At 72.1% G+C, this 22,083-nt stretch carries 25 protein-coding genes; 16 read left to right on the plus strand and 9 right to left on the minus strand.

Annotation, left to right across the window (positions count from 1 at the left end; translation table 11 throughout):
- Positions 1-3: 3 nt before the first annotated feature.
- Complete coding sequence (gene paaD, locus ACFP2E_RS18310; RefSeq protein ID WP_378524217.1) at positions 4-513, plus strand: 1,2-phenylacetyl-CoA epoxidase subunit PaaD; 510 nt, start codon at positions 4-6, stop codon at positions 511-513.
- Positions 513-1,589: a 1,2-phenylacetyl-CoA epoxidase subunit PaaE gene (paaE, locus tag ACFP2E_RS18315; protein WP_378524216.1), complete on the plus strand. Its 1,077-nt coding sequence runs from the start codon at positions 513-515 to the stop codon at positions 1,587-1,589. The genes paaD and paaE overlap by 1 nt, the downstream gene beginning before the upstream one ends.
- Before the next feature lie 22 nt (positions 1,590-1,611).
- Here paaE and ACFP2E_RS18320 read toward each other — a convergent pair whose 3' ends face one another.
- Positions 1,612-2,337, minus strand: a complete 726-nt coding sequence (locus ACFP2E_RS18320) for a class I SAM-dependent methyltransferase (protein WP_378524215.1) — start codon at positions 2,335-2,337, stop codon at positions 1,612-1,614.
- Between the two features lie 97 nt (positions 2,338-2,434).
- On the opposite strand from ACFP2E_RS18320, the gene ACFP2E_RS18325 reads away from it, so the two are divergent.
- The gene (locus ACFP2E_RS18325) at positions 2,435-3,439 is read left to right on the plus strand and encodes an aldo/keto reductase family protein (RefSeq protein WP_378524214.1); all 1,005 of its coding nucleotides are present in this window, start codon (positions 2,435-2,437) and stop codon (positions 3,437-3,439) included.
- Here ACFP2E_RS18325 and ACFP2E_RS18330 read toward each other — a convergent pair.
- Positions 3,321-4,274 (minus strand): hypothetical protein, encoded by a 954-nt coding sequence (locus tag ACFP2E_RS18330; protein ID WP_378524213.1) that lies wholly within the window; start codon positions 4,272-4,274, stop codon positions 3,321-3,323. The two genes, ACFP2E_RS18325 and ACFP2E_RS18330, sit on opposite strands and share 119 nt — an antisense overlap.
- Positions 4,275-4,281: 7 nt before the next feature.
- Positions 4,282-4,875: a DUF3043 domain-containing protein gene (locus ACFP2E_RS18335; protein WP_378524212.1), complete on the minus strand. Its 594-nt coding sequence runs from the start codon at positions 4,873-4,875 to the stop codon at positions 4,282-4,284.
- Positions 4,876-5,047: 172 nt separating this feature from the next.
- Here ACFP2E_RS18335 and ACFP2E_RS18340 point away from each other — a divergent pair, with 172 nt between their 5' ends.
- From ACFP2E_RS18340 to ACFP2E_RS18360, 5 genes are read left to right on the plus strand one after another with little or no spacing between them, the layout of a single operon-like run.
- Positions 5,048-5,839 (plus strand): PspA/IM30 family protein, encoded by a 792-nt coding sequence (locus ACFP2E_RS18340; RefSeq protein WP_378524211.1) that lies wholly within the window; start codon positions 5,048-5,050, stop codon positions 5,837-5,839.
- The gene (locus tag ACFP2E_RS18345; RefSeq protein ID WP_378524210.1) at positions 5,836-6,114 is read left to right on the plus strand and encodes a hypothetical protein; all 279 of its coding nucleotides are present in this window, start codon (positions 5,836-5,838) and stop codon (positions 6,112-6,114) included. The genes ACFP2E_RS18340 and ACFP2E_RS18345 overlap by 4 nt, the downstream gene beginning before the upstream one ends.
- A gap of 6 nt (positions 6,115-6,120) precedes the next feature.
- Entirely contained in the window at positions 6,121-7,023 is a 903-nt protein-coding gene (htpX, locus tag ACFP2E_RS18350; protein ID WP_378524209.1) for a zinc metalloprotease HtpX, read from the plus strand.
- Positions 7,024-7,027: 4 nt separating this feature from the next.
- On the plus strand, positions 7,028-7,597 hold the full coding sequence (locus ACFP2E_RS18355) for a hypothetical protein (protein WP_378524208.1): 570 nt from the start codon (positions 7,028-7,030) through the stop codon (positions 7,595-7,597).
- A complete protein-coding gene (locus tag ACFP2E_RS18360; protein WP_378524207.1) occupies positions 7,594-8,358 on the plus strand; it encodes a histidine kinase dimerization/phospho-acceptor domain-containing protein in 765 nt (254 codons plus the stop codon). The genes ACFP2E_RS18355 and ACFP2E_RS18360 overlap by 4 nt, the downstream gene beginning before the upstream one ends.
- A 5-nt stretch (positions 8,359-8,363) precedes the next feature.
- Here the strand turns inward: ACFP2E_RS18360 and nadA are convergent, their stop codons facing one another.
- The gene (gene nadA / locus ACFP2E_RS18365) at positions 8,364-9,548 is read right to left on the minus strand and encodes a quinolinate synthase NadA (RefSeq protein WP_378524206.1); all 1,185 of its coding nucleotides are present in this window, start codon (positions 9,546-9,548) and stop codon (positions 8,364-8,366) included.
- A gap of 29 nt (positions 9,549-9,577) precedes the next feature.
- Entirely contained in the window at positions 9,578-10,459 is an 882-nt protein-coding gene (locus ACFP2E_RS18370) for a GNAT family N-acetyltransferase (protein ID WP_378524205.1), read from the minus strand.
- 45 nt (positions 10,460-10,504) lie between these two features.
- On the opposite strand from ACFP2E_RS18370, the gene ACFP2E_RS18375 reads away from it, so the two are divergent.
- Positions 10,505-11,599, plus strand: a complete 1,095-nt coding sequence (locus ACFP2E_RS18375; RefSeq protein WP_378524204.1) for a glycerate kinase — start codon at positions 10,505-10,507, stop codon at positions 11,597-11,599.
- Between the two features lie 91 nt (positions 11,600-11,690).
- Positions 11,691-12,053, plus strand: coding sequence for an iron-sulfur cluster insertion protein ErpA (gene erpA / locus ACFP2E_RS18380; protein WP_378524203.1), 363 nt, complete (start codon positions 11,691-11,693; stop codon positions 12,051-12,053).
- Between the two features lie 129 nt (positions 12,054-12,182).
- On the opposite strand, the gene ACFP2E_RS18385 is transcribed toward erpA, so the two are convergent.
- Positions 12,183-12,443, minus strand: a complete 261-nt coding sequence (locus ACFP2E_RS18385) for a hypothetical protein (protein ID WP_378524202.1) — start codon at positions 12,441-12,443, stop codon at positions 12,183-12,185.
- A 109-nt stretch (positions 12,444-12,552) separates the two neighbouring features.
- On the opposite strand from ACFP2E_RS18385, the gene ACFP2E_RS18390 reads away from it, so the two are divergent.
- Both ACFP2E_RS18390 and ACFP2E_RS18395 read left to right on the plus strand, forming a co-directional pair.
- Positions 12,553-13,539 carry a carbohydrate kinase family protein gene (locus tag ACFP2E_RS18390; protein WP_378524201.1) on the plus strand — a complete coding sequence of 329 codons (987 nt, stop codon included), beginning with the start codon at positions 12,553-12,555 and terminating at the stop codon, positions 13,537-13,539.
- Positions 13,540-13,596: 57 nt separating this feature from the next.
- On the plus strand, positions 13,597-14,844 hold the full coding sequence (locus tag ACFP2E_RS18395) for an NAD(P)/FAD-dependent oxidoreductase (RefSeq protein ID WP_378524200.1): 1,248 nt from the start codon (positions 13,597-13,599) through the stop codon (positions 14,842-14,844).
- A 10-nt stretch (positions 14,845-14,854) separates the two neighbouring features.
- Here the strand turns inward: ACFP2E_RS18395 and ACFP2E_RS18400 are convergent, their stop codons facing one another.
- Together ACFP2E_RS18400 and ACFP2E_RS18405 are read right to left on the minus strand one after the other, a co-directional pair.
- Positions 14,855-15,106 (minus strand): sulfurtransferase TusA family protein, encoded by a 252-nt coding sequence (locus tag ACFP2E_RS18400; protein WP_378524199.1) that lies wholly within the window; start codon positions 15,104-15,106, stop codon positions 14,855-14,857.
- On the minus strand, positions 15,103-16,302 hold the full coding sequence (locus tag ACFP2E_RS18405) for a cysteine desulfurase family protein (protein ID WP_378524198.1): 1,200 nt from the start codon (positions 16,300-16,302) through the stop codon (positions 15,103-15,105). Before ACFP2E_RS18405 ends, ACFP2E_RS18400 begins: the two co-directional genes overlap by 4 nt.
- Before the next feature lie 169 nt (positions 16,303-16,471).
- Between ACFP2E_RS18405 and coxB the strand changes: the two genes are divergently transcribed.
- The 4 genes from coxB to ACFP2E_RS18425 all read left to right on the plus strand — a co-directional run bounded on the left by coxB (position 16,472) and on the right by ACFP2E_RS18425 (position 20,790).
- Complete coding sequence (gene coxB / locus ACFP2E_RS18410) at positions 16,472-17,275, plus strand: cytochrome c oxidase subunit II (RefSeq protein WP_378524197.1); 804 nt, start codon at positions 16,472-16,474, stop codon at positions 17,273-17,275.
- Positions 17,272-19,026, plus strand: a complete 1,755-nt coding sequence (gene ctaD / locus ACFP2E_RS18415) for a cytochrome c oxidase subunit I (protein WP_378524196.1) — start codon at positions 17,272-17,274, stop codon at positions 19,024-19,026. The genes coxB and ctaD overlap by 4 nt, the downstream gene beginning before the upstream one ends.
- Complete coding sequence (locus tag ACFP2E_RS18420; RefSeq protein ID WP_378524195.1) at positions 19,026-19,424, plus strand: cytochrome c oxidase subunit 4; 399 nt, start codon at positions 19,026-19,028, stop codon at positions 19,422-19,424. Before ctaD ends, ACFP2E_RS18420 begins: the two co-directional genes overlap by 1 nt.
- A 190-nt stretch (positions 19,425-19,614) precedes the next feature.
- Entirely contained in the window at positions 19,615-20,790 is a 1,176-nt protein-coding gene (locus ACFP2E_RS18425) for an Ig-like domain-containing protein (protein ID WP_378524194.1), read from the plus strand.
- 87 nt (positions 20,791-20,877) lie between these two features.
- On the opposite strand, the gene ACFP2E_RS18430 is transcribed toward ACFP2E_RS18425, so the two are convergent.
- Positions 20,878-21,846, minus strand: coding sequence for a hypothetical protein (locus ACFP2E_RS18430; protein ID WP_378524193.1), 969 nt, complete (start codon positions 21,844-21,846; stop codon positions 20,878-20,880).
- Positions 21,847-22,083: the final 237 nt, after the last annotated feature.

Genomic DNA, 22,083 nt, shown 5'->3' on the forward strand with positions numbered 1-22,083 from the left:
ACGATGACGGCCATCTCGACGACCTCGACCAGCACGGTTCACAGCCGCGCCTGGGAGGTCGCCGCGCGGGTGCCCGACCCCGAGCTCCCGGTCGTGACGATCGAGGACCTCGGCATCCTGCGCGAGGTCGTCGAGCGCGACGGGAGCGTGCTGGTGCGCATCACCCCGACGTACTCCGGCTGCCCCGCCATGGAGACCATCCGGCAGGACGTCGTCGCGGCGCTCACCGGGGCCGGCTACCCGGAGGTCGAGGTCGAGTTCGTGCTGTCGCCGGCGTGGACCACCGACTGGCTGACCGACGAGGCCCGCGCCAAGCTCGAGGCGTACGGCGTCGCGCCGCCGGGGCCCCGGCCCCCGGCCGACGGGCCGGTGCCGCTGCGGCTGACGGTCCGGTGCCCGCAGTGCGGCAGCCCGGACACCCGCGAGTCCAGCCGTTTCGGCTCGACCGCCTGCAAGTCGCTGTGGGTCTGCAACGCCTGCCGCGAGCCCTTCGACCACTTCAAGCCGCTCTGATGCCTGATTCCCAGAGGCCGCGCCACGCGGTGTTCCACCCGCTCAGGGTCGCCGCGATCGACGAGCTGACCGACGACGCGGTGGCGATCACCTTCGACGTCCCCGACGAGCTGCGCGAGGACTACGCGTTCGTCCACGGGCAGCACCTCAACATCCGCGGCGGCGACGACGTGCGTCGCAGCTACTCCATCTGCACGCCGCCGTCGAGCGGGGTCCTGCGGATCGGGGTGAAGCGGCTTGCGGGCGGCGCCTTCAGCGAGGGCGTCGTCGACCGGCTGCGGGTCGGCGACGAGCTCGAGGTGTCCACCCCTGCGGGCCGGTTCACCACCGAGCTGGACCCCACCGCGGTCCGGCGCTACGCGGCGGTCGCCGCCGGGTCCGGGATCACCCCCGTGCTCTCGATCGTCGCCGCGATCCTGGAGGGGGAGCCGGGGTCCTTCGTGACGCTGGTCTACGCCAACCGGACCAGCCGGTCGGTGATGTTCCTCGACGAGGTGCACGACCTCAAGGACCGCTTCCCCGAGCGCTTCCAGGTCCTCCACGTGCTGTCCCGTGAGACGCAGGACGTCGAGCTGCTCTCGGGCCGCCTCGACGCCAAGCGGTTCACCGGCATCCTCGAGGCGTTCCTGCCGCCCGAGGACGTCGACGACTGGTTCCTCTGCGGGCCGCAGCAGATGGTCGAGGACCTCCGCGGGGTGCTGACCGACGCCGGCGCGACCCGGGTGCACACCGAGCTCTTCCACGCCGACCCGGTGCCCCGGGCCCCCGTGGCGGCTCTCGCCGACGGCGCCGAGGGTGCCGCGTCAGTGACCATCCGCCTCGACGGACGCGGCACCGACCTCACGCTCCGGCCCGACGACGTCTCGGTGCTCGAGGCGGCGTTGCGCGAGCGCGCCGACCTGCCGTTCGCGTGCAAGGGCGGCGTCTGCGGCACCTGCCGGGCGAAGCTCGTCGAGGGGACGGTCCAGATGGACGCCAACTACGCCCTCGAGCCGGACGAGATCGAGAAGGGCTACGTGCTGACCTGCCAGTCGCACCCAACGTCGGCGAAGGTCGTCCTCGACTACGACGCCTGAGCAGCCCCCGCGCGATGGTCGCTCAGCGCACCATCCGCACGCTCAGGTGGCCCATCAGCGAAGGGGTGCCGGCGGCGTACACCGCGCGGGTCCACAGCGGCGCCACCCAGCGGGTGCCCCGAGGGAGGTACCACGCGTAGTTCGCCGTGGCGTCGAAGCAGACCACCTCGAGGGTCTCGAACCCTGCGGCCTGTGCCGCCCGCGTGAGCGCCCGCACGGAGTTGAGGCGGTACTCCGTCCGGAAGTGGTGGTGGTGCAGGTGGCCGTCGTGCCCGCCCAGGCGCTGGAGCACCTGCTCCTCCAGCCGTAGCCGGGACAGGGCCCAGGTGGTGGCGCCGAAGTAGTGCCGCTGGTTGACGGTGAGCGCGAGGAACGACCCGCCGGGGCGCAGCAGCGAGGCGCAGGCCGTGACGAATCCCCGGGGGTCGGCCACGTGCTCGAGGACGTAGACCGCGAACGCCAGGTCGAACGGCTCGGGCGTGGTCGCGGAGTACGCCTGGACGTCGGACACCACGCACTCCGCCGCGGACCTGTTGCGCAGGACGGCGGGGTCCGGGTCCACGGCCACCAGGTGCGGCCGGCGGGCCAGCAGCGGACGCAGGGGGTCGGAGTGGTGGTCGCCCGCTCCGACCTCGAGCACGCGGGCCCCCGGCGGGCAGTGGGCCGCCACCCGGCGGGCGAAGGCCCTCACCACGTTGGGGGGAGGCGGCACCGCGCGGACCTCGACGCGGACCTCGACCGGCAGCATGGCTCACGGTAGGCCCGGCCGCGTTGCAGGGGTAGTGGCCGGACGCGGTGGTCAGGACCGGCCGGTGGCAGTTGGCGCCTGGTCCTAGGGTCGGGCCATGGAGATTCGCAACCTCGGCAGCAGCGGCCTGAAGATCTCGGCCATCGCCTACGGCAACTGGCTCACCCACGGCTCCCAGGTGGAGGAGGAGGGCGCCGTCGCGTGCGTGCGTCAGGCACTCGACGAGGGCATCACGACCTTCGACACCGCCGACGTCTACGCCAACACCCGGGCAGAGTCGGTGCTCGGACGGGCTCTCAGCGGCGAGCGCCGCGAGGGGCTGGAGATCTTCACCAAGGTCTACTGGCCGACCGGCCCCGGCAAGCACAACGACCACGGCCTGTCCCGCAAGCACATCATGGAGTCGATCGACGGCTCGCTGCGCCGCCTCGGCACCGACTACGTCGACCTCTACCAGGCGCACCGCTTCGACTACGAGACGCCGCTCGAGGAGACGATGGAGGCCTTCGCCGACGTCGTGCGGGTGGGCAAGGCGCACTACATCGGCGTCTCGGAGTGGACGGCCGACGAGATCCGCCGCGGGCACGCGCTGGCCCGCGAGCTGCGGATCCCGTTCGTCTCCAACCAGCCGCAGTACTCCATGCTCTGGCGGGTCATCGAGGCCGAGGTCGTCCCGACCAGCGAGGAGCTCGGCGTCGGCCAGATCGTCTGGTCGCCGATCGCCCAGGGCGTCCTCACCGGCAAGTACCGCCCGGGGGAGCAGGCACCCGCCGGGTCGCGCGCCACCGACGGCAAGGGCGGCTCGGACATGATCTCGCGCTGGATGCGCGACGACGTCCTCGAGCGGGTGCAGCAGCTGCGGCCGATCGCCGACGAGGCCGGGCTGAGCCTCGCCCAGCTCGCCGTCGCGTGGGTGCTCCAGAACCGCAACGTCAGCGCCGCGATCATCGGCGCGAGCCGCCCGGAGCAGGTGACGGAGAACGTCAAGGCCGCCGGTGTGGTCCTCGAGGGGTCGGCGATGAAGGCGATCGACGAGGTGCTCGAGCCGGTCGTCGAGCGGGACCCGGGCCAGACCCGGTCGCCGCGGCGCCGGGACTTCTGAGGCTCGCGCCCCCGCCCCCGCCGCCGGGGGCGCGGCCGTCGTCACGGCTGAGCAGCAGGGCCCCGGTCGTCGCCAGGAGCAGTCCGGCGACGACCGGGGGCCACCAGCCGTCACGCACGCCGTCGCCCAGCAGCGCCACGCCGACGGCGGCCGGGACGAACGTCTGGGTGACGATCAGCGGGGCCGTCACCGACGAGACCGGCGACCGGTCCATGCCCAGCGAGTACATCCAGAACGACACGATGCTGAACGACGGCACCGCCAGCGCCGCGACCGCCACCAGCGGGTCCACGGCGGCGTCGATGCCGCGCACCGCGATCGCGGAGCCGGAGTAGCCGAGCCCTGCCAGCAACCCCAGCGTGCTCCCGCCGAGGCCCCTCGCGAGGCGCGAGACGGCCGCGACGGCGACGACCCCCGCGGCCAGCGCCAGCGCGAACGCCGGCGTGACGATGACCGCTCCGGCCTTCCCCGCCCCCAGGGACAGCAGCACGAGACCGCTCGTGACGAGGATCAGGGCCGACCAGTGCACCGGTCCGAGCCGCTCGTGGAGCAGCAGCGAGGTGACCGCGGTGACCGGGAGCGAGAGCGAGATCGTGGCCTGGGCGAGGTAGAGCGGGAGCCACCAGATCGCGACCGCGTGCAGCACGAATCCGGCGAGGTACATCGCCACGACGAGCATCGTCCACGGGTCGCGGACGGCGACGGCCACGAAGCCGGCCAGCCGGTCCGGCGACCGTTGCTGGCGCCGTACGGCGTGGGCCTGGACGACGGCGCCGGTGCCGAAGAGCACCGCGCTGAGCAGGCCGGCGGTCAGCCCGAGCGCCAGCCCGCTCATCGCCGGCTCACTTGTAGTGCTCGGGGAGCTCCTGGCCGATCTTGACGCGCGCCTTGGGCAGTCGCATGAACTTCATCTGCAGCGAGCGCATCACGGCATAGTAGGTCGTGCCCTTGAGGTCCTCGTCGGGGAAGCGGCGCGCCAGCTCGCGGCGCAGCCGGAACCGCATGACCAGGGTGTCGACCACGATCAGGATCATCGTGCCGAGCAGGATTGTGTTGCCGATCCCGGCCAGCCGGGCGTTGCCGGAGTAACCGAGGACCATCGTCAGGATCAGCAGCGGGATCATCAGCTCGATGAACGACATCCGGCTGTCGACGAAGTCGCGCACGAACCGGCGGACCGGCCCCTTGTCGCGCGGCATGAAGTAGCGCTCGTCGCCGGACTTCATGGCCGCGCGGACCTTTTGGCTGGACTCCATCCGCGCCGAGCGCTGGGCCTTGGCGATCTCCCGGCGGGTCCGCGGCGGCTTGGCGCGCTCGCGGGCCGCGGCCTCGGCCTCCTTGCGGCTGGGGGTAGGGCGACCCTTGCCGTGGGCCTTCTCGTGGGAGACGGACTGGTCGGAGATGGGCTCGGACTCGGCCTTGGAGCGACGGAACAACGCGGGGGACCTTCAGGACTGGGCGGGACGGGTCGAGGAACGTCCCCACACTACCCGCGGCCGCCCGGCGACGCGCGCCCGAGGAGCGGTCCTTCGGCGCTCGCCCCACCTTGGTGTCTGGCCTAGGGTGATCCCAACGACGGAACCACGTGCGAGGAGGGGCGGAAACCCCATGAGTCTCATGAAGCGCATCAGCCTGATCTTCCGGTCCAAGGCCAACCAGGCCCTCGACCGCGCCGAGGATCCGCGCCAGACGCTCGACTACAGCTACCAGCGCCAGCTCGACCTCCTCGCGAAGGTGCGGCGCGGCGTGGCCGACGTCGCCACCAGCCGCAAGCGCGTCGAGCTGCAGGTCAACCAGCTCGAGCAGCAGTCCTCGAAGCTCCAGGGGCAGGCCGAGAAGGCCATCTCGATGGGCCGCGAGGACCTCGCGCGCGAGGCGCTGACCCGCAAGTCGGGGCTGACCACCCAGATCAACGACCTCAGGACGCAGCACGCCCAGCTCCAGGGTGAGGAGGAGAAGCTCACCCTCGCCCAGCAGCGGCTGCAGGCCAAGGTGGAGTCCTTCCGCACCCGCAAGGAGACCATCAAGGCCACCTACACCGCGGCCGAGGCCCAGACCCGCATCAACGAGGCGATGTCGGGCATCGGCGAGGAGATGGGCGACGTCGGCCTCGCAATACAGCGCGCCGAGGACAAGACGGCGCAGATGCAGGCCCGGGCCGGCGCCATCGACGAGCTGATCGCCTCCGGCGCGCTCGAGGACGTCAGCCAGATCGGGGGCGGCGACGACATCTCCCGCGAGCTGGACGCGATGAGCTCCACCGCCGACGTCGAGGCCGAGCTGGCCCGCCTCAAGTCCGGCGGCCAGCCGCAGGCGATCGAGCAGGGCGACAACGACATCCTCGAGGAGGCGCCGGAGACGCAGGCCGAGAAGCGCGCCGAGGGCGGGAAGTCGTCGTGATCGTCCGGATCCTCGGCGAGGGTCAGTACGACGTCTCCGACGAGGCCGTCGACCGGCTCAACGATCTCGACGACGCGGTCGAGAAGGCCGTCGACGCCGGGGACGTCGAGGCCTTCACGCAGGCGCTGCACGCGCTGCACGACGGGGTCCGCACGGTCGGCGTGCCCCATGACGCGGACAGCCTCGACGAGTCCGACCTCATCCTCCCGCCCGCCGACGCGAGCCTCGACGAGGTGCGCGCGCTGCTGGGCGGCGAGGGCCTGATCCCGGGCTGAGGCGCGGTGGCCCGCTCCCGCTTCATCAAGGACACCGGACTCACGGTCCGGATGACCACGGTCATGTTCCTGCTCGGGGCACTGTTCGTGGCGCTCGTCGTCGCGCTGATGTACGCGTTCTCCGGCTATGCGCCCATCATCGGCATGGTCGGCATCGGCATCGCGGTCTACCAGTGGTGGAGCTCGGACAAGGTCGCGATGCGGGCCATGCGCGCCCGCGAGGTCAGCCCGCAGGAGATGCCCGAGCTGCACGGCATGATCGACCGGCTCTGCGCCCTGGCGGAGATGCCCAAGCCGCGCGTCGGAGTGGCCGACATGGCGATCCCGAACGCGTTCGCGACCGGCCGCTCACCCGACCGCGCGGTGGTCTGCGTGACCACCGGCATCCTCGGCAAGCTGTCCCAGGAGGAGCTCGAGGCGGTGCTCGCCCACGAGCTGTCCCACGTCGCCCACCGCGACGTGCTGGTGATGACCGTCGCGGCCTCGTCGGGCATCGTGGCCGGGATGCTGGTCCGGGGCGCGCAGTTCGGGGCCCTCTCGGGCCGCCGCAGCAAGGAGGGCGCCGCGGGCCTGCTGGTCGCGCTGGCCGTCAGCCTGGTCGTGTACGCCGTCAGCTTCCTGCTGCTGCGGCTCCTCAGCCGCTACCGCGAGCTCAGCGCCGACCGGGCCGGCGCCTACCTCACGCTCAAGCCGGCCGCGCTCGCCTCGGCGCTGCGCAAGATCAGCGGCGAGATCTCGACCATCCCCGACCGCGACCTGCGCTCGGCCAAGGCGATGAACGCGTTCTTCATCGCGCCGGCGGTCTCGGGCGCCTCGCTGCGCACGCTGACCTCGACCCACCCGTCCCTGGAGCAGCGCCTCGAGCAGCTCGCCCGGATCCAGGCCGAGCTCGGCCGCCCGATGGAGTGACCGGGTGGGACTCTGGGACGCCCTCCTGGGCCGTCGGAAGCCGGTGCGCCCGAACCTCGACTCGCTCTTCCTCGTGCCCAGCGCCGCCATCACGCTGCAGACGGCGCTGGGGCTGGCCCCGACCGGCGGCGGCTCCGTCTGCTTCCGTGCTGCCGCCGGGGCGGCGTTCCGCCAGACCCAGGCCGAGGTCGTCGCGCTGATCGAGGCGAGCCCCGACACGCCCGAGGTCGAGGTCACGACCGACGAGTTCGGGTTCACCTGGATCAGCGTCGAGCGCGAGGCCGCCGACGTCGCCGGCCTGTGCACGGACCTGCACGCCGTCAACACCGCCCTCGAGGCGCACGGGTTCGGCGAGGGGCTGCTGTGCTCGCTGCTGCCCTTCCGCGGGTCCGAGGGGGGCGTCGGGCTCGTCTACCTGTACAAGCAGGGGACGTTCTACCCGTTCGCGCCCCGCGCCGGCCGGCAGCGGGACAACCTCACCGAGATCTCGGTCCGCGACGCCCTCGCGGGCGAGCTTCCGATGGAGAAGGACCTGCAGCGGTGGCTCGCCCTGTGGGATGCTCCGGGACTGTGAGCACCGAGGGGAGCACCGAGAGCCGGCGGGTCGCCGCCCTCCGCGACTACGACGTGCTGGGCGCGCCGCCCAGCCGGGCGCTCCAGGCGCTCACCGAGCTCGCCGCCCTTGTCACCGCCGCGCCCATGGCCAGCATCAACCTGCTGACGGCCGACCGGCAGCACATGGTCGCCGCGGTCGGGTTCGACGCGAGGATCTGCCGCCGCGAGGACTCCATGTGCAACGCGGTGCTGTCCCAGCCGTCGACGGTCGTGGTCGCCGATGCCAGTGCCGACGAGCGGTTCCGGGACAACCCGTTCGTCGTCGGCCCGCTGGGTCGGGTGCGGTTCTACGCCTCGCACCCCCTCGTGACCCCCGACGGGACCACGATCGGCCGGCTCTGCGTCTACGACGAGGAGCCCTACGAGCTCGACGAGGCCGGTGCGCGGGCGCTGGCCTCCCTGGCGGCCCGGGTGGTCGACGTGCTCGAGCTCGAGCTGACCCGTCGCGAGCTGGAGCTCTCCCGCAAGGAGGTCGCGCTGGCCGCCGAGCGGCTGGCCGGCTTCGTGTCGCAGGTGAGCCACGACCTCAAGAACCCCCTCGCCGCGATCTCGATGTCGCTGGAGCTGGCGCGCGACGAGGCCAGCGGAGCCCAGCGGGACCTCCCCGAGGAGGTCTTGGGGCTGATCGAGCGGGCGGGCCGCAGCGCCGAGCGGATGCGGTCGATGATCGACGAGGTCATCGAGCTGGCCCGCGGCGAGGCCGCGGCACCCCGCTCCTGAAGGGGTCAGTCGCGCGCCGAGCGCCCCGGCAGGTCCAGCATCCGCTGCAGCGCCACCTTGGCCTGCTCCTCGGTCACCGGGTCGACCTCGATCCGGTTGACCACCGTGCCCTCGACCAGCGACTCCAGCGCCCACACCAGGTGGGGGAGGTCGATCCGGTTCATCGTCGAGCAGTAGCAGACCGTGCGGTCGAGGAACGCGATGTGCTTGTCCGGGTGGGCGGCCGCGAGCCGTTTCACGAGGTTGAGCTCGGTGCCGATCGCCCAGCTCGAGCCGGCCGGGGCCGCCTCGATGGTCTTGATGATGAACTCGGTCGAGCCGATCAGGTCGGCCTTGAGGACCACGTCGTGCGTGCACTCGGGGTGGACGAGGATCTGGATGCCGGGGTGCTGGGCGCGCAGCTCGTCGACCACGTCGGCGGAGAAGCGACCGTGGACCGAGCAGTGGCCCTTCCAGAGGATCATCTTCGCGTCACGAAGCTCCTCGGCGGTGAGGCCGCCGTCGGGCAGGAGCGGGTTCCACACGACGCAGTCGTCGAGCGAGAGGCCGAGCTGCAGCACGGCGGTGTTGCGGCCGAGGTGCTGGTCGGGGAGGAAGAGCACCTTGCCGCCGCCGTCGAGGTGGGCCTTCTGCTCGAAGGCCCACTCCAGCGCGACCTCGGCGTTGGACGAGGTGCAGACCACGCCGCCGTTGCGGCCGCAGAACGCCTTGATGTCGGCGGAGGAGTTCATGTAGGTCACCGGGACGACGCTGTCGGCCACGCCGGCCTCCTGCAGGGCCTCCCAGGCGTCCTCGACCTGGTTGAGCCGGGCCATGTCGGCCATCGAGCAGCCGGCGGCGAGGTCGGGCAGCACGACCTGCTGGTGCGGGCCGGTGAGGATGTCGGCGGACTCGGCCATGAAGTGCACGCCGCAGAAGACGATGAACTCCGCCTCCGGCCGGGCGGCCGCCTCACGGGCGAGCTTGAACGAGTCGCCGGTGACGTCGGCGAACTGGATGACCTCGTCGCGCTGGTAGTGGTGGCCGAGCACGAACAGCCGGTCGCCGAGCGCCTCCTTGGCCGCGCGGGCACGCGCGACGAGGTCGGGGTCGGAGGCGGGCGGCAGGTCGCCGGGGCACTCGACGCCACGCTCGGAGGACGGGTCCTTCCCCTTGCCGAGGGGCAGGAGGGGCAGGTCGACGGTGGTCATGGGCCCCATCCTAGGAGGCGCCCGATGAGTCAGAGGAACGCACCGTGGTGCAGGTACGGCGCCGGCGGCCGCATCTCGCGCAGCGCGAGGTACCCCTCCTGGTGCAGGTCGAGGCGCGCCGCCATGCCCACGTCGACCGCCCACTCGTTCGCCGCGGTGACGTGGTCGACCGACGTCGGGCCGTCCGAGGAGGCCAGCGCCTCCCACAGCAGCCGGGTCGCGGTGCGCCGGTTGGTCGCCGCCAGCAGCTGCACCCGACCGCCCGCGTCGACGTAGGCGTAGCCGGACCCGGTGGTCGTGTCCGACACGATCAGCCGCCACAGCCGCAGCATGACCTCGTGGTCGGCGCCGTGGGCGGCGCCCCGGGTGCCGCGGTCGACCGAGTCCATCAGGTCGATGTCGCCGGCCGAGCCCTCGCGGACCTTCTCCAGCACCGGGATCGCGGCCCGGTCGACCGTGCCCGTCAGGAACATCTGCGGGTGCAGCGTGAACCCTGCTCGGCGGTAGACCCGCGCCGCCCGGGGGTCCGCCGAGGCCGCGAGCATGCCGCGCAGGCAGCCGCGGCCGTGGTGCAGCGCGGCCGCGAGCAGCGCGGTGCCGATGCCCTGCCCCTGCGCGACCGGGCGGACGGCGTACGTCGCGAGGATCCACATCAGCTCGCGGGTGTACGACGTCGCGAAGCCGACCATGTCGGCGCCGTCCTCGGCGACCCAGCAACCGCCCGGGTCGGTGGCGAGGAAGTGCTCGGTGCGGGCCACCCACGCCCGGCCCCGCTCGGGGGAGCGCAGCTCCGGCTCCGGCCACGACCGGCGGGCGAGTCGGCTGTCGAGCTCGTGGAACCCCTCGGCGCTGAGGCGCTCAGCCACGGGCACGTCCTCGGGGCGCATCGGGCGGATGGTGACGTCGCTCACGGGGTCACCGTAGGGCGTCGCGCGGGATGCCCGAGAATGCCCCGCATGCGCATCCTCGTGGCGCCCGACAAGTTCGCCGGCACCCTCACCGCCGTCCAGGCCGCAGACGCGATCGCGGCCGGGTGGGCGCGGCAGTGCCCCGACGACGAGCTCGAGCTCGCGCCCATGTCCGACGGCGGCCCCGGCTTCGTCGACGTGCTGCACGCGGCCGTGGGAGGTCGGCTGCTCGGCGTCACCGTGCGCGGGCCGCTCGGCGACCCCGTTCCGGCGACCGTGCTGCTGTCCGGGACCACCGCCTACGTCGAGGCGGCCCAGGCCTGCGGGCTCCACCTGACCAGGGGGCGGCAGCCCGAGGCCGCGAGCACCTACGGCGTCGGCGAGGCGGTCCGCGCCGCGGTCGACGAGGGCGCGGCCACGGTCGTGGTCGGCCTCGGCGGCAGCGGCACGACCGACGGCGGTGCCGGGCTCCTCGCGGCGCTGGGCTGCTTCGGGGACCGGCGGCTCGACGGCGGGGTGGCCCCCCTCGACGGCATCGGGTCGCTCGACCTGGCGCCCGCGGTCGAGTTCCTCGACGACGTCCGGCTGGTCGCCGCGACCGACGTGGACAACCCGCTCACCGGGCTCTTCGGCGCGGCCAAGACCTACGGCCCGCAGAAGGGCATCCCCGAGGCGCGGCTGCCCGCGGTCGACGGCATCCTGGAGGCCTTCGCCGGGGCCGCCGGCCACCGAGGCCGCAAGGTGCGGCTCGAGCCGGGCGCCGGCGCCGCCGGGGGCCTCGGCTTCGCCGTCCTGCTGCTCGGCGGCACCCGGGAGCCCGGCATCGCGCTGGTCGCCGAGAAGGTGGGGCTCGCCAGGCGGGCGGCCCGCGCGGACCTGGTCGTCACCGGCGAGGGAGCCTTCGACTTCTCCAGCCGCTCCGGGAAGGTCCCGTACGGCGTCGCCGAGGTGGCCGCCGAGGTCCTGCGCCCCTGCGTCGCCATCGCCGGTCAGGTCCACGTCGGATCCCGCGAGATGCGCGCCCTGGGCATCGAGGCGGCGTACTCCCTGGTCGACGCGGTCGGGGAGGAGCGCGCCTTCGCCGATCCGGCCGGTGCGCTGGCCGACGTCGCGGCCCGTGTGGCGCGCACGTGGTCGCGGTGACCGGAGCGGCCCACATCACCGTGGGGAATATCGCCACGTGTGCGACCATTGACGCAGTGACACGCCCGTACCGACCCTGGGAGCCAGCCACATGACCGAGCAGGTCGAGACCACCGAAGAGCGTCGTACCGACCAGATCAACCTCAGCGCGGTGGCCGCAGCCAAGGTGAAGAGCCTCCTCGAGCAGGAGGGTCGTGACGACCTCCAGCTCCGCATCTCCGTGCAGCCGGGCGGCTGCTCGGGCCTGCGCTACCAGCTGTTCTTCGACGAGCGCACCCTCGATGGCGACGTGACGACCGACTTCGACGGCGTCACCGTCGTGGTCGACCGGATGAGCGTCCCCTACCTCAACGGCGCCATGATCGACTTCGTCGACAGCATCGAGAAGCAGGGCTTCACGATCGACAACCCCAACGCGACCGGGTCCTGCGCCTGCGGCGACTCGTTCCACTGAGGCGCCAGCAGAGCTGAACAGCACGAAGCCCCCGCCGGTGGCGGGGGCTTCGTCGTCTCCGGGGGTGGGTTCCTCGGTGTCCCGGTCCCGGAGCGGGTCAGTGCCGGCGGGGCGCCGGTCGGTCCCTGATCAGTCCAGGTGCAGGTGCAGCGCGTTGGCGATCCGGGCGGCGGCGTCGCTGACGGTGATGTCGCGCTTGTGGACCTCGCGCGGGAAGTCCTCGAAGTGCAGCGACGGGGCCTCGCCCTCGACCGCAGCGCGGGCGGCCCGTTCGAGGCGGGAGGACGGGGTGAGGTCCAGGCCGAGGTTGCGGCTCACGGCCTCGCAGTCGGCGCGCAGCTGCGCCTGGTGGGACATCTCGTCGTAGGCGACGCGGTGCTCGGAGGTCATGGCTCGGACGCTAGTGGCTACCTGTGGGTACTCCTACCGCTACGCGTCGGTAGCCTCCGCGCGTCGCCGTTTCCGCCCGCGGAGGGCGCCGCGAGTAGGGTGCCGAACCATGTCGCTGCTCATCACGGGTTCGATCGCCACCGACCACCTGATGTCGTTCCCGGGCCGGTTCTCCGACTCGCTGGTGGTCGACCAGCTTGACAAGCTGTCGGTCTCGTTCCTCGTCGAGGACCTCGAGGTCCGGCGCGGCGGCTGCGCCGCCAACATCTGCTTCGGCCTCGGCAACCTCGGCCTCGAGCCGGTGCTGGTCGGCGCCGTGGGGGAGGACTTCGTCGAGTACCGCGCCTGGCTGGAGCGGCACCGCGTCAACTGCACCGGGGTGCACGTGTCCGCGACCCGGCACACCGCCCGCTTCGTGTGCACCAACGACTCCTCCATGGCGCAGATCGCCTCCTTCTACGCCGGCGCGATGCACGAGGCGCGCGAGATCGAGCTCAAGCCGATCGCCGACCGGGTGGGCGAGCCCGACTACGTGCTCGTGGCCCCCAACGACCCCGAGGCGATGCTGCGCCACACCGACGAGTGCCGCCAGCGCGGCTACCGCTTCGTGGCCGACCCCTCCCAGCAGCTCGCCTTCGGTGACGGCAAGCTCATCCGGGCCCTCGTCGGCGGGGCGGACATCCTCTTCTCCAACGAGTACGAGGCGGCCCTCATCACCCAGAAGACCGGCTGGACCGAGGAGGACGTGCTCGAGCGCGTCGGCACCTGGGTGGTCACCATGGGCGCCGAGGGCGTCCGGGTGGTGCGTCGCGGCGAGCCCACCGTGGAGGTCGCCGCCGTCCCCGAGATCGAGAAGGTCGAGCCCACGGGCGTCGGCGACGCCTTCCGCGCCGGCTTCCTCGCGGCGCTGAGCTGGGGGCTGGGCCTCGAGCGCGCCGCCCAGCTCGGCTGCCTGCTGGCGGTCTACGTCGTGGAGCAGGTCGGCACCCAGGAGTACACCCTGTCCCGGGAGGCGTTCCTGGAGCGGTGCGAGGCGGCGTACGGCGCGGAGGCGGCCGCCGAGCTCGCGCCGCACCTGCGCACACTTCGCTCGTGAGGGCCTGAACGGGCCTGAACAGGCCCGGCCCGACCGGTCGTCGGGCATCGTGGGGGCATGACCGAGTCCAGCAGCCTCCCGGACAGCCCGGGCGGGCCCCACAGGATCGTGATCGTCGGTGCCGGCCTGGCCGGTGCCGCCGCCGCGGAGGAGCTCCGCTCCCGCGGCTACGACGGTGACCTCACCGTCCTCGGCGCCGAGCCGCACCTGCCCTACGACCGGCCACCGCTGTCCAAGTCGGTCCTGCTCGGGGAGAAGGAGCCCGACGCCACCGGCCTCCACGACGCGGGGTGGTGGGACGAGCAGCGGATCGACGTGCGGACCGGCCGGCTCGTGACCGGCCTCGACCTCGGTCGGCGGGTCGTGGAGACCGGCGACGGCGAGGTCGGCTACGACCGGCTGCTGCTGGCCACCGGGTCTGAGCCGCGCCGGCTCCCGGTCGCCGAGGGCAGCGGTGCCCGGGTCCTGCGGCTGCGCACCCGGGACGACTCCGCCCGGCTGCGGGAGCAGCTCACCCCCGGCACCCGCCTCGTGGTCGTCGGCGGCGGCTGGATCGGCCTCGAGGTCGCCGCGGCCGCCCGGGCCGCCGACTGTGAGGTGGTCGTGGTCGAGCCGCAGGAGCAGCCGCTCCGCGGGGTCCTGGGCGACCGGGTGGCCGGCGTGTTCGCCGGACTGCACCGGCGCCACGGCGTCGACCTCCGCACCGGCACCTCCGTCGACGACGTCGACCGGGCCGCCGTGCGGCTCTCCGACGGCTCCAGCGTCCCGGCCGACCTGGTCGTGGTCGCGATCGGTGCCGCACCCCGGCTCGAGCTCGCCGAGCGCGCCGGGCTGGCGGTCGACGGGGGAGTGCTCGTCGACGCGGCGCTGCGCACCTCCGACCCCGCCGTCGTCGCCGCCGGCGACATCGCCGCCCACGACCACCCCGTCCTCCGCACCCCGGTCCGGGTCGAGCACTGGGACAACGCGCGCGAGCAGGGCAAGGTCGCAGCCGGGACGCTCCTCGGCGGGGACGCGCCGTACGACCGGCTGCCGTACTTCTTCACCGACCAGTACGACCTCGGCATGGAGTACGTCGGCCACGTGCCCGGTGACCACCTGGACCACGTCGTCGTGCGCGGCGACCTCGACGGGCTGAGCGGCTACGCGCTGTGGCACGACGACGGGAGGGTGCTCGCCGGCATGCACCTCAACGAGTGGGACAGCACCGACCACCTGCGGGCGCTGGTGGGCCGGCGGGTCGACCCGGCACGGCTGGGGGACGAGTCGGTGCCGATCGAGGACCTCGCGGGCGGCGAGGGCTGAGACCCCAGCCTCAGTCGACCCGGCGCACGAGGTAGCGCGGGACGCCGTCGGCGGCGGCGTCCTCGCCGACGTACTCGTGGCCGCGCATGCGGCACCAGGCCGGGACGTCCACCCGGGCCGCCGCGTCTGTGGCCACGACGGCGAGGACCTCGCCGGGCTCGACGTCGCCGAGGTGGCGGTTGAGCTCGATGACCGGCCGGGGGCAGAGCATCCCGCGGCAGTCGAGCTCGAGGGCCGGCTCGGGCAGGGGACCGGCCGTCACCGGGCCACCTCGGCCCGGATCTGCTCGACCACCTCGGGCAGCGCGGCGAGGAAGGCGTCGACCTCGTCGTCCGTGGTGTCGCGGGTCAGCGAGACACGGACGTTGCCGTGGGTCAGCGCCCCCATGGCCGCCAGCACGTGGCTCGGCTCGAGGGTCGAGGCGGTGCACGCCGAGCCGCTCGCGACCGCGAAGCCGCGCCGGTCCAGCTCGGTGACGAGCGCCTCGCCGTCGACGTAGAGGCAGGAGAAGGTCACGAGGTGGGGGAGCCGGTCGACGGGGTCGCCGACGACCTCGACGTCGGGGATCCGTGCCGCGGCCGCCCGGATCCGGTCCACGAGCGCGCGCTGGCGGCGCGCCACCTCGTCCCGGTCGGCGACCACCGCCTGCAGCGCCGCAGCGGCGGCCAGGGCGCCCGGGACGTTCTCGAAGCCGGAGGTCCGCTCGTCGACGCGGTCGTCGGTGGGGAGGGGGTTGCGGAAGCGGGTGCCCTTGCGGACCAGGAGCACGCCGACGCCGGCGGGGCCGCCCCACTTGTGGGCCGACGCCGCCGCGGCCGCCCAGCCGTTCGGCAGCGGGACCCGCCCGGCGCCCGTGCAGGCGTCGACGAGGAGCGGCACGTCGCCGATCCCGGCGGCGACCTCCTCGACCGGCTGGAGCGTGCCGACCTCGTGGTTGGCGGACTGCAGCGCCACCACCGCCGTGCCCGGGCGGCGCGCCGCGGCGACCAGCTCCTCGACACGGACCCGACCGGAGGGGTCGACGGGGGTGCCGACGACCTCGTCGGCGGCGCCCGTGTCGGCCGCCCAGCGGGCGGCGTGGAGGACGGCGGAGTGCTCGACCGCCGAGTGCACCACCCCGCGGCCGGCGCGGGAGCGGGCGAGGAGCAGCCCGAGCAGGCCGCGGTGGACCGCCTCGGTGCCGGATGTCGTGAACGTCACCTCGTCCGGGCGGACCTCGAGGCACTCGGCCACGACGGCCCGGGCGTTGTCGAGCAGCAGCCGCGCCGACCGGGCCGACCGGTGCAGCCGCCGCGGGTCGGCGTACCCCTGCTCGAGGGCGGCCAGGAGGGTGTCCCGGGCCGCGGGGTGGAGCGGCTCGGAGGAGGCCGCGTCGAGGTAGGTGGCGGCCGGCCGGCCGGGGCCCTGCTCGGCGCCGTCCGGGGCACCGCCCGGGGCGCCGTCCATGGCTTTGCTCACGGCCCGAACCTAGCGGGTGCCCCTGACGCGTGAGTTGTGGACGGTTCCGATAAAGTTCACGACTGTGATCGCCGAAGAGAGAGGCCTGTTCGTGGGTCCCCAACTCCACCGCGCATCCAGGTTCCTTCGCCGCGCGGCCCTCGTTGCCACGCTCGGCGCGCTCCTGCTCGTGAGCGGCTGCTCCGCCGAGTCGCAGCAGGAGTGGAAGAACCTTGCGATGCCGAACCCGGCCACCGAGCAGGCCGACCACATCTTCTACCTCTGGCGCTGGGCGTGGGTCGCCGCGCTCATCACCGGTGTCATCGTCTGGGGCCTGATCTTCTGGGCCATCTGGCGCTACCGGCGCCGGCACGCCGACGAGATCCCGGTGCAGACGCGCTACAACCTGCCGCTCGAGATCTTCTACACGATCGCCCCGATCATCATGGTGATCGTCTTCTTCAAGGCCACCGTCGACGTGCAGAACGCCGTCCTCGCCGACACCGACGAGGACCACGTCGTCAACGTCGTCGGCCAGCAGTGGTCCTGGACCTTCAACTACACGGACGAGGAGGCCGTCGGCGGCGAGGGGACGAACGTCTACACCGCCGGTACGGGCAGCGACATCCCCACCCTGGTCCTCCCCGTGGGCGAGACCACGCAGTTCAACCTCTACTCGCCCGACGTGATCCACTCCTTCGGCGTCCCCGGCTTCCTCATGAAGATGGACGTCATCCCGGGTCGGGTGAACCACTACGAGGTCACCCCCGACACCATCGGCACCTTCAAGGGCAAGTGCTACGAGCTCTGCGGCTCCTACCACTCCCGGATGCTGTTCAACGTCGAGGTCGTGAGCCCCGAGGACTTCGACCAGTACCTCCAGGACCTCGAGGAGGCCGGCTTCGTGTCGCAGGAGCCGATCCTCGGCGGTGCCGACGCCTACACCCAGTCCGGCCTCGACGAGGACGACGACGAAGAGGGGAGCGCGGAGTGACCGCGACTGCATCCCACCCGACGACCAGCCCCTCGGGCGGTCGCAAGCCGCTGGGCCAGCAGCTGGCCCGGATCATGACCACGACCGATCACAAGCTGATCGGCAAGATGTACCTCATCACGTCGTTCGCATGGTTCCTGATCGGTGGCCTCATGGCCATGCTGATCCGCTCCGAGCTGGCCTACCCGGGCTCGCAGGTCGTGAGCGACGAGGTCTACAACCAGCTGTTCACGATGCACGGCACGATCATGCTGCTGCTGTTCGCGACGCCGCTGTTCTTCGGCTTCGCGAACGTGATCATGCCGCTGCAGATCGGCTCGCCCGACGTCGCGTTCCCGCGCCTCAACATGTTCAGCTACTGGCTGTTCCTGTTCGGCGGCCTGATCACCGCCTCCGGCTTCCTGACCCCGTCGGGCGCCGCGAGCTTCGGGTGGTTCGCCTACACGCCGCTCTCCGACTCCGTGCGCTCGCCGGGTGTCGGTGGTGACCTGTGGGTGATGGGCCTCTGGATGGCCGGTCTCGGCACCATCCTGGGTGCGGTCAACTTCATCACCACGATCATCTGCATGCGTGCCCCCGGCATGACGATGTTCCGGATGCCGATCTTCGTCTGGAACACCCTCGTCACCAGCCTGCTGGTGCTGATCGCCTTCCCGGTGCTCGCAGGCGCGCTGCTCTCGCTGGAGGCCGACCGGATCCTCGGCGCCCATGTCTTCGACGCCGCCCATGGTGGCGCGATCCTGTGGCAGCACCTGTTCTGGTTCTTCGGCCACCCGGAGGTCTACATCATCGCGCTGCCGTTCTTCGGCATCGTGACGGAGATCCTCCCGGTCTTCAGCCGCAAGCCGATCTTCGGCTACGTCGGCCTGGTCGGCGCCACGCTCGGCATCGCGATCCTCTCGGTCGCCGTGTGGGCGCACCACATGTTCGTCACCGGCGCGGTCGACCTGCCGTTCTTCTCCGGCATGACGTTCCTGATCGCGGTCCCGACCGGCGTGAAGTTCTTCAACTGGATCGGCACGATGTGGGGCGGGTCCATCTCGTTCGACACCCCGATGCTGTGGTCGATCGGCTTCCTCACGACGTTCCTCTTCGGTGGTCTGACCGGCATCATCCTGGCCAGCCCGCCGCTGGACTTCCACGTGTCCGACTCCTACTTCGTGGTGGCGCACTTCCACTACGTGGTGTTCGGCACGGTCGTGTTCGCGATGTTCGCCGGCTTCTACTTCTGGTGGCCGAAGATGACCGGCCGGATGCTCGACGAGCGCCTCGGCAAGGTCCACTTCTGGCTGCTCTTCGTCGGCTTCCACCTGACCTTCCTCGTGCAGCACTGGCTGGGTGTCGAGGGCATGCCGCGGCGCTACGCCGACTACCTGCCCGACGACGGCTTCACGTTCCTCAACCAGGTCTCCACGGTGGGTGCGTTCCTGCTCGGTGCGTCGACGCTGCCGTTCCTCTACAACGTCTACGTCTCGCGCCGCGCTCCGCTGGTCGAGGTCGACGACCCGTGGGGCTGGGGTCGCTCGCTCGAGTGGGCCACCAGCTGCCCGCCGCCGCGCCACAACTTCGTCACGATCCCCCGGATCCGCTCGGAGTCCCCGGCGTTCGACCTGCACCACCCCGAGGTGGCTGCGCTGGAGCTCGAGGAGAACGACGCCGAGCGCGAGGGTCGTCCGGCGGACGCCCCTGAGGTGGAGGGCCGCGAGGAGATGCTCCGCGGCCGTGGTACCAACCCGGAGGAGAACGCCTGATGAAGGCCGAAGCCTGGATCTTCGCCATGACGACCGCGTTCTTCGTGCTCGTCACCCCTGCGTACTGGTTCATCACCGGTGACTGGACCGGGACGTCCGCCCTGACCATGACCACGCTGCTCGCGGCCATGGTGACGCTCTACCTCGGTTTCCACGCGGCCCGCATGGACCCGCGTCCCGAGGACCGCAAGGACGGCGAGATCGCCGACGGTGCGGGCGAGCTGGGCTTCTTCCCGCCGTACTCCTGGTGGCCGCTGTGGTGCGCCCTCACGCTGGGTGTCTGCGTGTACGCCGTGGCGTTCGCCGCGTGGTGGCTGTTCATCATCGGGGGCACCCTGGGTGCCGTGGCCCTCTCCGGGTGGATCTTCGAGTACTACCGGGGCGAGCACGCCCACTGAGCCTTCACGGCTTCGAGAACCCCGCGTGATCTCCGGGTCACGCGGGGTTTTCCGTCCGTCGGCGCCCGCGGCTACCCTCGAACGGACCTGATGTCGTCCTTCGGGGGAGTCCTGTCTCATGTCGTTGTCCCGGTCCCGCACACCCGTCGCCGGGGCGCGGAGGGCCCGTGCGGTCGCTGCCGCGGCTGCTGTGGCCGTGCTGACGGCCGGTCTGAGCGCCTGCGAGACCGGGCGAGCGGCTCGGGCCCCCGGGGAGGCCGCCGAGGCGGCTGACGCCCCGGCCGAGGCGCCGGAGCCGGCGTTCGAGCTGGCCTCGTCGGTGCGGCGCGGGGCGACCGTGCCCGTAGACCGCGAGGTGTCCCTCGCGGCGGAGGCCGGGCGGCTGACCGGCGTGCGCGTGTCCGCCGCCGGGGGCGAGGCGACAGCCGAGCTGGCCGGCGAGCTCGCCGACGACGGCTCCCGCTGGGTCGCCGCCGACCGGCTGGAGCCCGGTACCCGCTACACCGTTCGCGTGGAAGGGGAGCGGACCGACGGCTCCGCCGTGCAGCGGGTCCTGCGGTTCCGGACCGAGGACCTCACGCTCGACCAGCAGACCTACCCCTCGGTGGCGCCGCTCCAGGGGGAGACCGTCGGCGTGGGGATGCCGGTCGTCGTCACGTTCGACGTCCCCGTGACCGACCGGGCGTCGTTCGAGAAGCACATGACCGTCACCTCCACGCCGCGGCAGCCGGGCGCGTGGCGGTGGCTCAGCGACCGCGAGGCGCACTGGCGGCCGAAGTCCTACTGGGAGGCCGGGTCCCGGGTCCGCGTGGACGTCGACGTCAACTCCGTCGCCGCCGGCAACGGCATCTACGGCCAGGAGAGCCGGACGGTCGACTTCCGGGTCGGCGACGCCCACGTCTACCGCGTCGATGCCCAGACCCACCAGATGCGGGTCTTCTCCAACGGCACGCTGCTCCGGACGTTGCCGATCACCACGGGGAAGCCTGGGTTCACCACTCGCTCCGGGACCAAGGTGATCATGGAGAAGTTCCGCGAGCGCCGGATGAACTCCGAGACCGTGGGGATCGGTGAGGGTGACCCGGAGTACTACGACATCGACGACGTCGAGTACGCCATGCGGCTCACCTACAGCGGCGAGTTCATCCATGCGGCTCCCTGGTCCGTCGGGTCCCAGGGCAGCGCCAACGTCAGCCACGGCTGCACCGGCATGAGCACCGCCGACGCCGGCTGGCTCTACAACATGACGAGGCGCGGCGACGTGGTCGAGTACACCGGTACCGACCGCCCGATGACCCTCACCAACGGCTTCGGTGACTGGAACGTCCCCTTCCGCGAGTGGAAGCAGGGCTCCGCCCTCACCTGACGCGAGCTGCCAGCAGTTGCCCGCCCCGACCCCGCGAGCTGCCACCAGTTGCCGGCCCAGACCCCGCGAGCTGCCAGCAGTTGCCGGCTACAGCAGGATGACTCGCTCACCCATGCTCGCCCGGGCCGCCCGGATCGCCCTGGCCAGACGCTCACAGGCGTCCTGCTGACGACCGAAGACGTGGTCCCGCGTGAAGACCTCGATGTGCCAGGCACGGCGCTCGGCCATCCATTCCCGCCGCTCGAGGTCGTGGGCGACCTGTTCGCGACCGGCGTGCCAGTCGATGCCGTCGTACTCTGCGGCGAACAGGAGCTCCTCGAGGCCCATGTCGAGCCAGAACAGCACCCGACCGTCTTCGTACACGGGGATCTGGAGCTCAGGGCGCGGCAGGCCTGCCGATCTCCAACGGTTCCGCAGGACGGTCTCGCCGAATGAGGCCGAGCGTCCGTCGGCCATGGGCGCCCGACAACGCAGGCGCACGACACCGCGGTCTCCGCGGAACCGGGGGACCTGCATCAGCAGGTCGTCGAGCGTGAAGTCACCGAGCGCCAGCATCCGGTCCATGCCGTGCATGGCAAGGTCGTCGCTCCATTGGAGCCGGCCGAGATCCACCGCCGTCCGCAGCGGTGTCGTCACGACGAGCGGCCCGACAACCATCAGATCTCCAGGTCGCACGCGCCGCTGACCGCTCCTCATCAGGTCGTTTCGTAGCCGGTTCCGACCCGGGAACCGGAAGACCTCGGGAGTCAGCGTCTCGCGGTGCGCGTTCGGCGGCAGTGCGATGTCACCGGCATGGACCCAGGCCGCCGCGAAGTCGGTGACGAAGCTGTCTGGCGGGACTACCAGTGCGAGGGCCGCTGAGCGGACCGCGAGGGTGTCCGGGACGTGTGACCCGACGTACAGGCCGCGCATGGGGTGCCGCAGCCAGCCCTCGCTCCTCAGTGCTCCGAGCTGCTTGTCGGTGAGTCCCGCGTCCCGTGCCATGGCCCTGGTGAACGGCTGGTCGTGGGGGAGGGGAAAGGTCGGATCCTGGAGAGGTGTCTCGGCAAGGCGCATCCTGCAGTTCTCGCGGAAAACCGCCCCGGACGTCGCGCTCCGACGCTCGCCTGTGGGCGAGGGCGCGCCGAACCGGTGTTGTGCGGAGATCCTGGCCAATACACGGTAACTGCTGGCAGCTCGGCAAGTCACAGGCAGCAACTGCTGGCAGTTCGCGGCGTGGGGGAGGGGAACTGGTGGCAGGTCGCGCTGAAATGCAGCCGACCCGCCCGAAAGTTTCGGGCGGGCCGGCGTTCA

Origin of the sequence: Nocardioides sp. GCM10027114 (assembly GCF_042659625.1) — a bacterium.
Lineage (GTDB): Bacteria > Actinomycetota > Actinomycetes > Propionibacteriales > Nocardioidaceae > Nocardioides.